Origin of the sequence: Solibacillus ferritrahens (assembly GCF_037027585.1) — a bacterium.
Taxonomy (GTDB): domain Bacteria; phylum Bacillota; class Bacilli; order Bacillales_A; family Planococcaceae; genus Solibacillus; species Solibacillus ferritrahens.
This window is the reverse complement of record NZ_JAXCLE010000024.1, coordinates 1-12,836: the sequence shown is the minus strand read 5'-3', so window position 1 is coordinate 12,836 and position 12,836 is coordinate 1. Positions and strand designations below refer to the sequence as shown.

Sequence of the window (12,836 nt, the reverse complement as noted above, 5' to 3'; positions counted from 1 at the left end):
AATATTTTGTAAGGATGTGAAAGGGGATTGGAATCATGGACAAAGTAGTAGCTTCTGTACAGCAGGCGATACAAAATATAGAAGATGGGGCTGTTTTATTAGTGGGGGGCTTCGGTTTATGTGGCATTCCGGAAAATTTAATCCAAGCAGTAAAGGAAAAAGGGACCAAAAACTTAACGGTTGTCAGCAATAATTGCGGTGTTGATGATTTTGGGCTTGGTATCCTATTACAAGACAAGCAAATTAGGAAAATCATTGCTTCATATGTAGGAGAAAATAAAACATTCGAACAGCAATATTTAAATGGTGAGCTTGAAGTGGAACTAACACCGCAAGGGACGCTGGCTGAACGTATCCGTGCCGGTGGTGCAGGCATTCCGGCTTTCTATACTGCAACAGGTGTCGGGACACCGATTGCAGAAGGAAAAGATACAAAAGAATTTGACGGCAAGAGGTATTTACTTGAGCGTGCGATTACAGGTGACTTTGCCCTTGTAAAAGCATGGAAAGCTGATCGCTCTGGTAATTTAGTGTTTCGTAAAACATCGCGCAACTTCAATCCGCTCTGTGCAACAGCTGGTAAAGTAACGATAGTAGAGGTAGAGGAACTTGTAGAAGTAGGCGAGCTCGATCCAGATGAAATTCATTTACCAGGCATTTACGTGCAGCACATTGTACACAGCGAATCCTTTGAAAAACGAATAGAACGTCGCATTGTAAAGGGGGAAGCATAATGGATGCACGCTTAAAAATTATTCGCCGTGCCGTAAAGGAAATAGAGGATGGCATGTATGTAAATTTAGGAATCGGTATGCCAACATTAATTGCAAATGAGATTCCTCCCCAATTTAATGTAATGCTGCAGTCCGAAAATGGGCTTCTTGGCATTGGACCATATCCGACTGAAGATGAAATCGATGCGGATTTAATTAATGCAGGGAAGGAAACTGTAACGGCAAAATCAGGCGCAGCATTTTTTGATAGTGCTGAAAGCTTTGCTATGATTCGCGGAGGGCATATTGATTTAGCGATACTCGGTGGAATGGAAGTGTCTGAGCAGGGCGATTTGGCGAATTGGATGATTCCTGGAAAAGTAGTAAAGGGAATGGGCGGGGCAATGGATTTAGTAGTAGGCGCCAAAAAAGTTATCGTCATTATGGAACATACGAACAAATACGGTGAATCTAAAGTAAAGAGTGAATGTACATTACCGTTAACAGGAAAAGCCGTTGTACACAGTTTAATTACTGATTTAGCCGTTTTTAACTTTACTGATGGCCACATGCAGCTAGTAGAGCTTCAGGAAGGTGTGACATTAGAGGAAGTAAGGGAGAAGACGGAGGCAGTATTTGAAGTAAAATTATAATGAAAAAAGAAAGCGCAAAAAGCTCTTAAAACTTTTTGCGCTTTAACTTATTTAGGATACGTTTGACATACACGCCCGATTTGTCCGTCTGTTAAGCGAACTTTTATACCGTGTGGATGCGAGCTGCTGTTCGTAAGTAAATCCTTTACTACGCCTCGTGTTGTCGTACCTGTACGTTGGTCCTTTTTTAATACGATGTCAACTTCCAAACCAGGGTATACATCGCTACGATTTTTGCCGTTCATCAAATCCGTCCCTTCAACTAAACTTCTCTAAGTATAGCACGCTAAAAAAAATAACCCTACAGGGAAGCAGGGTTAGATGCTATCTCGGTATATGATTTAAAAAATTTGCATAAGCAAAGCCGCGCACTTGCTCTTCGCTATAATACTTCAGAAGTTCATTAATAAAGTTTTGGTACATTCCGGCATGTTCAAGACCAGCAACCTTAAAATCGATCCCATCAAAATCGGAGCCGAAGCCGATTAAATCTTTCCCGCCAAGCGAACAAATATAATCGATGTGACGAATTACATCCCCCATACTCGCGCTAGTAGTCCCGTTGATAAATTCTGGATAGAAGACGATATGAATAGGCGCATTCTTTTCAATCATTGCTCGAATTTGGGCATCATTCAAATTGCGAACATGATTACAGACAGCCCTCGCATTCGAATGGGAGGCAATGACATAGTCCGCATATTCTATAACATCCCAAAAGCTTTGTTCGTTCAAATGCGAAACATCGGTAAAAATTTTATGCTGATTGTTGAGTGTAATAATCTCTTTTCCAAACGGCGTTACGCCACGACCATAATGGCTATGTGCTCCATCTGCTGCTTCGTTAGGGAAGTTCCAAGTGAGTCCGATTGATAATACGCCAAGTTGATGAAATGGATGCCAGATTTTAAAATCTCCTCCAAAAAAATCGACACCTTCAATTGTTAAAAATGCCCCGATTTGTCCAGGTTGTAGCGTTTCGAAATCTGCCCATTTTTTAATATGTACTACACCTTCGCGTAATACCTCATTACGAAAGTACTCAATCTGCTTTATCGCAGTTGCGCGCTTTTCTACAAGCGAAAGCTCAGGATGAACATAAATAGCAAAGGCCTGTGCTATCACATGACCATTAACTAATTTTTCATAATTCACATCAAGTTCAGGAGTATTGAAAAATTCATATCCGTGCTTATGCATGCGTAACAATGCATCACAATGTAAATCAATAATCGGAATGCTCATATGGATACCCACCTTCCTAATTTTTTTTAGGTGAATGAACTAAATCACTCACCTAAAATTTCTAAGCATGATGAAGCCCTGCAAAAATGCCACCTTTTGCAACAAGTTCTTTATACGTGCCTTGTTCTTCAATGCCATTTGGCGTTACGACGAAAATATAATCTGCATCACGAATCGTTGCTAATCGGTGAGCAATAATTAAAGTTGTACGGTTTTTAGCCAAATCATTTAATGAATGCTGGATAATGCGCTCTGTTGCAGTATCAAGTGCAGACGTCGCTTCATCTAAAATTAAAATCGGCGGGTTTTTCAGGAACATGCGTGCTATGGCAAGTCGTTGTTTTTGTCCACCTGATAATTTTAGACCACGTTCACCGATTTCTGTATTAAAGCCATCGGGTAAGTTTTCAATGAATTCCAGTAAATTTGCTTGTTCAACGGCAGCTTTAATTTCTTCAAAGCTCGCACCTAATTTACCATATTCTACATTTTCTCTAATAGTTCCTGTAAATAAAAACACATCTTGTTGAACAGTCCCAATTTGCCTGCGAAGTGATTGTTGCGTCAAATCTCGAATATCGTATCCATCGATTGTAATTGCTCCATCCGTAATGTCATAAAAGCGGGGAATAAGGGCACTAATCGTCGTTTTGCCTGAACCAGATGGTCCTACGAAGGCAACCGTTTTTCCTGCTTCCACTTTAAAAGAGAGGTCATTTAATACTTGCTTACTGTCCGCATACTTGAAGCTTACATTTTTAAATTCGATATTACCGTCTAAATGGTCGATAGCAATTGCGTTTGGACTATCAACAATTGTAGGCTCCTGGTCCAGCAAATCGCAAAAACGTTTAAAGCCGGCCATTCCTTTTGGATACATTTCCAGTAGAGCACTAATTTTGTCGATTGGCTTAATTAGAACATTCGTGAATAAAATGAAGCTCGCAAACTCACCAGCTGAAAGGTTGTCATTAAATGAAAGCCAAGCCCCAACAACAAGTACCAGTAATGTTAGCAACCTTGTTAAAAAATAAATGCTTGAATGTGTGCCAGCCATTACTTTATAGGCATAAATTTTCGCTTTACGAAACAAGCCATTTTGATCTTTAAAGCGTGTTGTTTCGAACTCTTCATTTGTAAATGATTTCACGACCCGTATACCCGAGAAGCTATCTTCCACACGGCCATTGACGTTTGCAATTTCACTGTACATAACGCTCCAGCCCTTTTTCATACGCTTATTGCTCCAATACATTACGGCTATTAAAAGCGGTACAAAAAATAAAATAATCGTCGCGAGCGTCGCGTTAATATTGAACATAATCGTAAAGGCCCCGATAAATGTCATCATCGCAATGAATAAATCTTCCGGACCATGATGCGCAAACTCGCCAATATCAAACAAGTCATTTGTTATCCGACTCATTAAATGACCAGTCTTCATATTATCGAAAAACGTATACGGCTGACGTTGTACATGGTTGAACAGTTGCTGGCGCATATCAGTTTCGATATTGACCCCAAGCTTATGCCCTAAATAGTTTACGATATAGTTCATCACCGTACTTAATATATAAGTCAGTAAAAGAAGAGCACTAATTTTAGTAATCATGCCCCAATTATTAGTTGGGAGCAGGTCATCGATAAACCATTTCACCGCCAACGGAAACAGTAATTCCAAAATAGCTACAAACACTGCACAGGAGAAATCAATAATGAATAATCGTTTGTGAGGCTTGTAGTATGTAAAAAATCTTGCTAGCATTTCAAGTCCTTTCTGTTTTACAGCCCTTATTAGAGCGAAACTTTGTAGTAATGAGTAAAAATGATGATTAGTTGGATTATAACATTTTTTAGGGATTTTTCGAGAGACGAAATAATAAGGAATTGAAATAAATTGTAATTCCTAAATTTTCTATACTATGATGATAAAATAAGTATATAAATCAGACGTTTATAAAGGAGATTGAGATGGAACTATTATCACACCAAGTAAAGGATTTTTTGACAGAGGAAAAAGAGCAATATCATGAAAAGTTGCACCATTTATATAATGAGTTTATTCAAGAATTCTCATTAGAGGATTTACCGAACTTACCACTAGAAAAATATGCTCTTGGCTATGCAGAAGGTTCGTTTGGTTGGTGGCTTGAGTATAAGACATCAGAAATCGGGAGTATTAAAGGTGGATCGGCCTCTAAACACGTCATCTACTATAAGAAAAAAGAGAAGGAATGGTTTTATCCAGAGCAATACAGCTCAGAACATGAAGCTTGGCAAGCATTAAGAAAGGATATATTGGAAGTAGTTGAGCACGCGCACAAAATTCCGTACGAGAAAATTCCTGAAACCAATTTACTTTATTCAAAATCAATGTTGAAGGGGAAAATTTCATATATGTATGCACCGAAGAAAATGTTTCCCATTTTCCAAGTCCAACATTTAAAGCATTTCCTTTCGGTAGTCGGTGTGGAAGAAGCATCAGTGAAGGATAAAGATTGTGTTGAACTTAGTCGCATGCTTCATGATAAAGTGTACGCCTTACCGAATATGGAAGGCTTCGATGAACTCGTTGTGGCCAATTTCTTTTATACATATTATAGTCCTAGCGAAAAAGTGTATAAATTGGCACCGGGAGAAAATGCGAATCTTTGGCCCCGGTGTAAGGAAGCAAAAGAAATTGCTATCGGATGGGATATACTAGGTGATTTAAACCAGTATACGAGCTTTAATGAGTTGCGTACCGCTTTGGAAGCTGCAGGCATTTATACAAATGCCAGCACTATTACAAAAAAAGCGAACGAAATCTGGATGTTTTATCAACTGAAACAAGGCGATCTTGTCGTTGCCAATAAAGGTGCTTCGAAAATCATTGCAATTGGAAAAGTGAATGAGCGTGGTTATGAATATAAAAACTATGATGAAAAGCGACATACAATAGGTGTTGATTGGACAGATATTTGGGAGTCTGGTTATGATATCCCTACTCAAAATCGATGGAAAACGATTACTGTTGAAGCATTTTCACATGCCTCACTTCAGAAGTGGCTAAAGGAAGAAAAGGCTGTAGTGAAAGAAAAAGAGAGTTTTGAAGATACAAGTTTCTTTGAAGAAATTGAGCGGGCGGTTAAACGGAAAGGTCAAGTTATTTTATATGGACCTCCTGGAACGGGTAAAACATTTACGATTCAGCAATATTTGAAGTGGCTCCAAACAAAAGATGAGGTCGTTTCCGAGTTTTGTACTTTTCACCCATCGTTCCAATACGAAGACTTTATCGAAGGTTTTAAACCGATTGTTGGCGAGCAAAATACCATTGCCTTCAAATTAGAGGACGGTATTTTTAAAAGTTTTGTTAAGCAGGCAAAAGCCGAGCCGAAGAAGCGATTTGTATTTATTATTGATGAACTGAACCGAGGAAATATCCCAAAAATTTTCGGTGAGCTCATAACATTGTTGGAAAAGGATAAGCGAGGATTAGAGCTACGATTACCACAAAGTAAGGAAGCTTTTTCGATTCCAGAGAATGTACAACTATTATGTACGATGAATACAGCAGACCGCAGTATTAAAATGATGGATGCAGCAATTAAACGTCGCTTTGCTTTTGTGGAATGCATGCCAAATTATGATGTGTTAAATGAACCATTGGAAGATTTATCGGTAACTCCAGCGAATATTTTGAAGCACTTAAATGGTCGACTTACAAAGTTGCAAGGGCGTGATTTGCAAATCGGTCATGCCTATTTCATGACAGAAGGGAAGGTAGCCAATTCGATCGATGAATTCATGGATCTATTCCGTTATGATATCATTCCACTTTTACAAGAGTATTGCTTTGATAATTATGAGGCACTGGAGGACTTGATCGGTAGTAGCTTTGTCGATGTCGTAAACAATGAGCTAAACCAAAATATTTTTACAAAAGAGGCCTTTATATCGGCTATTGAACAGCATTTCCAGGTGAATTATGAAGAATAGTTATGTGATGAAAGAATATAGTGAGGCCGTCTATCCGATTCAACTATCCGATGAGGACCGTCATTACATTACGAAAGCAGCGACAATTCATCCGAATAAGCCTTGGGAAAAACGCTTTTTTCTCGATGAATTAAAGTCGGGGGTTCGCATTCAAACAACGAGCTATGTTGGGACAATTGAGCTCTCGAACTGCCGAATTATTATTCAGCCAAAGTTTTCGGATGCATTTAAAGGTGTGATGAAAATGCTCGCTTTCACGGAAGGACTTCCTTTTTCGATGAGTACCGAATCCAGTGCTGGTCATGAAAAAAATGACTTGTTTATACTTTTTGCCACGCAATTTATGAGGCAGGCAGAAAAAATTTTGCTGCAGTTAAAAAAGGAATACGTCACCTATACAGACGATTTAACAAATGTGCGTGGACGAATTCAAATGTTGGATACGGTGCGTACGTATTTTGGTTTACCAAAAGGAGTCGTTTGTGAATTTGATGAGTTGACACATAATATTGAAGAAAACCAGATTATATCGGCAATTTTGCATAAAATCGAAAAGCATCCAATGTTTAGACGGGATCCACAGTTGAAGAGATTGCTTATACAATTTGAATCAATCTGTGTACCTTATCAAGGGAAAGTCTATCCTGATTTTGTTTACAGCCGGTTAAATCAGCATTACAAGCCAATTCATATAGTAGGTAAGTTTCTATTTGAAGGACTTTTTGTAGATGATTTTCTTGGCAAAAGTCATACTTTTGCAACGGTATTGGTCAATATGAATGAACTCTTTGAACGCTTTGTTGTACAAGTATTGAAAAAGTTTTTGCCGAAAAGTTATGGTGTGCTTCACGGCAAACGTTTGACCGATGCCATTTTACTCAACGATCAATCCTATCGTCATATCATTCCGGATATCGTCGTTCAACATCAAGTGACAAAGGGAACGACAATCATTGATACGAAATATAAAGGCTACGATCAAAAGCGCATTGCGACTCAGGATATATTCCAACTCACATTTTATGCTCAATATTTCCAAAAGACGCCCCCGTACCGATCAACGATTATTTACCCGGTTTTCGAAGGTTTTACTGAGCGTGCAGTTAAAATTGATACGAATAAGCACAATGTTCCAGGGGAGATTACGGTTCAGAATATTTTAATTGAGCAGCTGTTGGAATGGATTGAGAGTAAGGCGTATAAAAGGGTAGAGCATCAGGCTTTAATGATGGTAGGGAATGATTAAATGCTCAAGTAGGTATGAAATGATGAATTTCAGCTTGCTTGAGTTTTTTATTATAAACATACAAAATTGTTAATTGCCGTAGAAAGTGGGGAAAATGGTACACTAAAAGAAAGAAAAGAAACGAAGGTGTTCGTATGAATTTTTATATTGTAATGCAAGGGCGTACATACGACGAGGCGAAGGAAAAGCAAGTGGTATGGTGTTCTATTTTAGATAGTAGTGGTCAAACACCCCATTCTTGGGAGCGGATGAAAGAAGTGAAAAAGGGAGATGCGATATTTCACTGTGTGAAAGGAGAAATTGTCGCAATCAGCATTGCACAGGAGGATTGCTATGAAGGGGTAAACCCTTTGGATGATAGCGGAACAGTCGGCAACCTTTTTTCTGCTGATTATGAAGAACTAATGGTTCCAATCTCGGTTAAAGAACATTTTGACGAGATCCAGCCATTACTGCCAATCAAATATTCCCCATTCCAACATAATGGGGATGGTAACCAAGGCTTTTTATACCCATGTAATGAAATGTTCGCAATCAAACTGTTGGAGCTCATGAGTGATGCGAATATTTACGAGGAAAATGAAGAGCAGCTGGAATTTGCGATTGGCCTCATTGCGCAAAAAGAACGCAATACACTGGCCCCTGTACTTATCGAAGCAGAAGCAGAAGCAAAGGTGAAAATCCGCAAAGGCCAAGAAAAATTCAAAAAGCAATTATTGCCATTATGGGACGATCATTGTGCTTTATGTGGTATCTCTTTACCTGAATTATTACATGCAAGCTATTCGAAGCCATGGAAAGACGCAACAAATGAGGAACGACTGGATCCATACAACGGCATTTTGTTGTGCCGCAATCATGATGCCTTATATGACAATGGCTATATCGCATTTGATGGCACAGGAAAAATTCACATTTCTTCTGAAATTGACCGAATCGATTACGGGAAATATGACATTCATGAGAAAATGCGTGTCGCACGGGTGGAGGAGAACAAGCAGTATTTCAAATGGCATAAGCGAGAGGTTTTTAGGGGAGAAGGATAGTTTATAGACAAAAGCAAGGTGCTATTTCAAAAGTATATTTTGGAATAGCACCTTGCTTTATTTTATTCCTCTACTAAATAATGATAAATATCGGATTGGATTGGTTGTTCGAGTACCATTTCCATTGTCACGACGGGATAATATTTACCTTTATCTAAAATTTGTTCGGGCTTTGCAGAGCTTGGATTTACAGCACATCGACCAAGATAATAGAAATCTTTACCTTCACCATTGTCTTTTTTAACAAATAGGTAAACGTTTGTCCCATTTTCAATGGAGTGAATAAGAATCTGCATTTCCTTGGATTTATCAATGTATCGATTTTTTGTTGAACACCATTTAAATGTATCGTCTGATAAAAATTCGTCCATATAATTTGTCTCAATATTGTTTTCGTCATTTTTATGATAGTTTACGAAAATAGGGAAATCGCCATTTTTCGGTCGACCACCATTTAATGTACCTTCCTCATTTTTCTCCCAATCGAGTAAGCGACATACCTCGCGACGAGAGTATTTTTCGTATAGTTTAAACGGAACATGATTATTAAATTGTATATTTTTAATAAAGGCACACTCTAGTAAATCCACGAAGTATTGTTTGAAATTTACGTCTTGAAGTGATAATTGCAATTCATTATTAAATGTATAGTGTGAATTGGATTTAATAATGATAGGTGTATTACCGAATTTATTTTTATCAGCTTCTACGAAAAAGTTTAAAGTAAATACATTTTCAATACCTTGAATTGTATCTTCGTGGATATAAGCATTATGATTTTGTAGTGCTGAAATATAGCGTTGTTCTGAAACACATTCTTCATCTAAAAGAAGCTGCAATAATAAAATTTCATGAATTCTTTTACCTGATAAAAAGTCCTTTCCGATTAATGAAAGTACAGACTTTTCATAATCCGTAAGTGAAGAGATATTTTCTTTCATCTTCACTAAAAAATCATAATAGGTTGGAGTGTAGTTGATAATCACTTCAGGATCCAATGAATTTTGTTCAATAAAATCCTTGAGCATGGGGATTCGCCCAATTCTGTTTTTAACTTCAGAATAACTATCTTTTAATGTTTTTAATGTTGATAAGTTTGTATTTGTAATCGCATCAAAAATTTGCTTCTTCGCAATTTCCTCAAAATTAATCGTTGATACACCTTGAATATAATCTGTATTAACCGTTTTACGGCGAACATTATCTTTATTCATGGACTTATCACCAGATAGGGCAATCGGAATTAAATAGTTATTTTTGTAGTTCCCAATAAAATCAATAATCGTTACATATTCTTTTACATCATGCTTACGTAGTCCACGACCAAGCTGCTGAATGAAGATGATGCTAGATTGTGTCTGGCGGAGCATCACAATTTGGTTAATAAAAGGAATATCGATACCTTCATTAAAAATATCCACCGTTAAAATATATTCCAGTTCGCCATTTTCTAATTTAGAAATCGCTTCTTCACGTTCTTTTTGAGAATGATCTCCAGTTAATGCAGTCGTTTTATAACCACGCAAATTTAGTAAATTGGAAAGGGTACGGGCTTCTTCCTTTGTACTACAAAACATTAATCCATGAACACGATCTCCGGAAAAACCATAATACAAAATCTTTTCGGTAATATGGTCGATTCGTTCTTTATTAACTAATTTTTGTAAATCTGCTGTTTCATCGATTAGTTCACCATCAAGCTCATAATCTGTCACACCGAAGTAGTGGAAAGGACAAAGCATATCTTCTTCCAATGCTGCTTGAAGACGAATTTCATAGGCCACATTATAATCGAAGAGCTCATAAATATTGAAGTTATCTGTACGTTCCGGTGTAGCTGTCATTCCTAATAAGAATTTGGGTTCAAAATAATTCATAATTTTTAAATACGATTCCGCACCTGCACGGTGAACTTCATCGATTAAAATATAGTCGAAATGATCTTTAGCAAACTGCTGTAAATAAGGATCCCTAGATATTGTTTGAACTGTAGCAAATAAATAGCGTGCATTTAAATCCTTTGTATTTCCTGATAAAATACCATAATCTTGGGGGTCACCTAATAAAATATTGCGGAAATCTTGCATCGCCTTTTTCAAAATCTGTTCACGATGCACAATAAATAACATACGTTTTGGTGCAACATTTCGAACGTCAAACGCAGATAAATAGGTTTTCCCTGTCCCAGTTGCTGAAATGATAAGGCCACGGTTCGCACCACTTTGTCGAAGAAGCTCTAACTGTTCAAGTGCGGCTGTCTGCATTTTATTAGGCTGTATTTTTAAACTCTCTCTTAATGGGTTCGTTACGTATAAAGGTGGAGATGCGACCTTATTATTAAATTCGGGCTTTTCATAATTGATTTGATAGTGAGCAATCCATTCTTCACTTAATGGTATAGCACTATTCCATTGCTGTTCAAACTGATTATTAAAATGATTGATCACTTCACCATTTTCAAGTGATGTTAAATAAACATTCCATTCAAAGTTTGCCTTCAATGCACTATCGGTTAAATTAGAACTTCCGACAATTAAAGAATAGTGTTGGTTGTGCTCGAAAATATAGCCTTTTGAGTGGAATCCTTTCACATCAGTAACGCGGACTTCTACATTTGTTAATTTTAATAACTCTTTAAACATTTTTGGCTGATTAAAACTTAAAAATGTAGATGTTAAAATCCGTCCTTTAATCCCTTTCTTTTCAAGATCATAAAGCATCGTTTTGATTGTAGCTAGTCCACCCTCAGTAATAAATGCCGCAGAAAAGGTGAAAGATTTACACGTTTTCATTTCTTGTAAAAGTGAAGAAAGAACATTTTCGTGCGCTTTATTGGATAATAATTTCGGTTTGAATTGAGATGAAACGGCCTTGGATTGATCAATAAATCCTTTATGTAAAGACTCCTCAAGCTTTCTAATTAACTGATCCATAAGGGCACCACCTTTAAATAATTATTTTAATAACTTCTCCACTGCTGGAATATCCGCTGGTGCAAAGTTTAGTTCACTTAGTGAGGATCGCTTAACCCACTTTGTATCAGAATGTTCTATAGCAATGGGTGTGCCACTCACAATTTCCGCCATATACGTTTCAAGACGAACGATAAACGAACCGTAATCATATGTTGTATCTTCAACTTTTTCACCTACAACAATTTCACAAGTAAATTCTTCTGAGATTTCCCGTTTTAAAGCTTCTTGTGGGGTTTCATCTTTTTCGATTTTCCCACCTGGAAATTCCCAATAGTTTGGTAATGACATTTGAGGGCTACGTTGTGCACAGTAAATTTCCTGTTTTTCGTTTTCAATAATAGCTCCGACTACGTGTACTTGTTTTTTCAAAACAATTCATTCCCATCATAATTTTAATTCATAACATAATTATAGCTTGTTTGTGAGTATTTAGTAGAGGAACAGACTGTATATTTGTGAGAAGAGTCAAAGTTATTAACTAAACTTTAAGTTGTTTTTAAGTAAACTTATCGAATTATAATGTATGGACAAAAATGAGGAGGAGAAAATAGAATTGGAAAATCTTAAATTAAATATAGATGTTAATATCCTTTGCTATAGATCGTATGATTAGCAATATCAAGTTTCTTTGTCATTCTAATGAGTTTGAGTTTCTGGATAATAATCAATTTACTAAGGGGGAATTGCTCACTTTAGAGAGGGGAGTAACGGTATTTAAAATTTATTTTTTGGATGTATATAATAAGAAGAGAAAAGAAATAATAAAAAAAGAGAAAAAAACATTTTAAAAAGTGTTGACGTTTATTTAAATGGCGTGTATAGTTATACAAGTCGCCGAGAGAAAATGCGACAAACGAACAAAATGAACCTTGAAAACTGAACAAGCAACGTTAATGAAACAAGCTTCTTAAATGAAGCAAACAATAGATTTTAACTTTTAATTAAGTTAAATCGCTAGCAAAGCAAATGAGCTTTCA

General features: G+C 37.0%; 10 protein-coding genes. 5 read left to right on the top strand and 5 right to left on the bottom strand.

Translation table 11 applies throughout. From position 1 onward, the window contains the following. Nucleotides 1-35: 35 nt before the first annotated feature. Nucleotides 36-734 carry a CoA transferase subunit A gene (locus tag SNE38_RS17155; RefSeq protein ID WP_191704676.1) on the top strand — a complete coding sequence of 233 codons (699 nt, stop codon included), beginning with the start codon at nt 36-38 and terminating at the stop codon, nt 732-734. Next, on the top strand, nt 734-1,366 hold the full coding sequence (locus SNE38_RS17150) for a 3-oxoacid CoA-transferase subunit B (protein WP_191704677.1): 633 nt from the start codon (nt 734-736) through the stop codon (nt 1,364-1,366). Before SNE38_RS17155 ends, SNE38_RS17150 begins: the two co-directional genes overlap by 1 nt. 47 nt (nt 1,367-1,413) lie before the next feature. On the opposite strand, the gene SNE38_RS17145 is transcribed toward SNE38_RS17150, so the two are convergent. From SNE38_RS17145 to SNE38_RS17135, 3 genes are all read right to left on the bottom strand, one after another. Then, a complete protein-coding gene (locus SNE38_RS17145) occupies nt 1,414-1,611 on the bottom strand; it encodes a YwbE family protein (RefSeq protein WP_191701199.1) in 198 nt (65 codons plus the stop codon). Between the two features lie 79 nt (nt 1,612-1,690). Next, nucleotides 1,691-2,611: a dipeptidase gene (locus SNE38_RS17140; RefSeq protein ID WP_191704678.1), complete on the bottom strand. Its 921-nt coding sequence runs from the start codon at nt 2,609-2,611 to the stop codon at nt 1,691-1,693. A 61-nt stretch (nt 2,612-2,672) separates the two neighbouring features. Continuing rightward, nucleotides 2,673-4,376, bottom strand: coding sequence for an ABC transporter ATP-binding protein (locus tag SNE38_RS17135; protein ID WP_191704679.1), 1,704 nt, complete (start codon nt 4,374-4,376; stop codon nt 2,673-2,675). A gap of 206 nt (nt 4,377-4,582) precedes the next feature. Here SNE38_RS17135 and SNE38_RS17130 point away from each other — a divergent pair, with 206 nt between their 5' ends. From SNE38_RS17130 to SNE38_RS17120, 3 genes are all read left to right on the top strand, one after another. Continuing rightward, nucleotides 4,583-6,592: an AAA family ATPase gene (locus SNE38_RS17130; RefSeq protein WP_191704680.1), complete on the top strand. Its 2,010-nt coding sequence runs from the start codon at nt 4,583-4,585 to the stop codon at nt 6,590-6,592. Continuing rightward, on the top strand, nt 6,582-7,838 hold the full coding sequence (locus SNE38_RS17125; RefSeq protein WP_336046964.1) for an McrC family protein: 1,257 nt from the start codon (nt 6,582-6,584) through the stop codon (nt 7,836-7,838). Before SNE38_RS17130 ends, SNE38_RS17125 begins: the two co-directional genes overlap by 11 nt. A gap of 134 nt (nt 7,839-7,972) precedes the next feature. Next, nucleotides 7,973-8,884 (top strand): HNH endonuclease, encoded by a 912-nt coding sequence (locus SNE38_RS17120; protein WP_191704682.1) that lies wholly within the window; start codon nt 7,973-7,975, stop codon nt 8,882-8,884. A 62-nt stretch (nt 8,885-8,946) separates the two neighbouring features. Here the strand turns inward: SNE38_RS17120 and SNE38_RS17115 are convergent, their stop codons facing one another. Both SNE38_RS17115 and SNE38_RS17110 read right to left on the bottom strand, forming a co-directional pair. Continuing rightward, nucleotides 8,947-11,817, bottom strand: coding sequence for a DEAD/DEAH box helicase (locus SNE38_RS17115; RefSeq protein WP_336046962.1), 2,871 nt, complete (start codon nt 11,815-11,817; stop codon nt 8,947-8,949). 21 nt (nt 11,818-11,838) lie between these two features. Continuing rightward, nucleotides 11,839-12,228, bottom strand: a complete 390-nt coding sequence (locus SNE38_RS17110; protein WP_191704684.1) for a (deoxy)nucleoside triphosphate pyrophosphohydrolase — start codon at nt 12,226-12,228, stop codon at nt 11,839-11,841. Nucleotides 12,229-12,836 lie beyond the last annotated feature (608 nt).

What these genes read in the sequence shown, in the direction of transcription:
- SNE38_RS17155 (WP_191704676.1), top strand. Translation starts at nt 36, where the DNA reads ATGGACAAAGTAGTAGCTTCTGTACAGCAGGCGATACAAAATATAGAA.
- SNE38_RS17150 (WP_191704677.1), top strand. Translation starts at nt 734, where the DNA reads ATGGATGCACGCTTAAAAATTATTCGCCGTGCCGTAAAGGAAATAGAG.
- SNE38_RS17145 (WP_191701199.1), bottom strand. Translation starts at nt 1,611, where the DNA reads ATGAACGGCAAAAATCGTAGCGATGTATACCCTGGTTTGGAAGTTGAC.
- SNE38_RS17140 (WP_191704678.1), bottom strand. Translation starts at nt 2,611, where the DNA reads ATGAGCATTCCGATTATTGATTTACATTGTGATGCATTGTTACGCATG.
- SNE38_RS17135 (WP_191704679.1), bottom strand. Translation starts at nt 4,376, where the DNA reads ATGCTAGCAAGATTTTTTACATACTACAAGCCTCACAAACGATTATTC.
- SNE38_RS17130 (WP_191704680.1), top strand. Translation starts at nt 4,583, where the DNA reads ATGGAACTATTATCACACCAAGTAAAGGATTTTTTGACAGAGGAAAAA.
- SNE38_RS17125 (WP_336046964.1), top strand. Translation starts at nt 6,582, where the DNA reads ATGAAGAATAGTTATGTGATGAAAGAATATAGTGAGGCCGTCTATCCG.
- SNE38_RS17120 (WP_191704682.1), top strand. Translation starts at nt 7,973, where the DNA reads ATGAATTTTTATATTGTAATGCAAGGGCGTACATACGACGAGGCGAAG.
- SNE38_RS17115 (WP_336046962.1), bottom strand. Translation starts at nt 11,817, where the DNA reads ATGGATCAGTTAATTAGAAAGCTTGAGGAGTCTTTACATAAAGGATTT.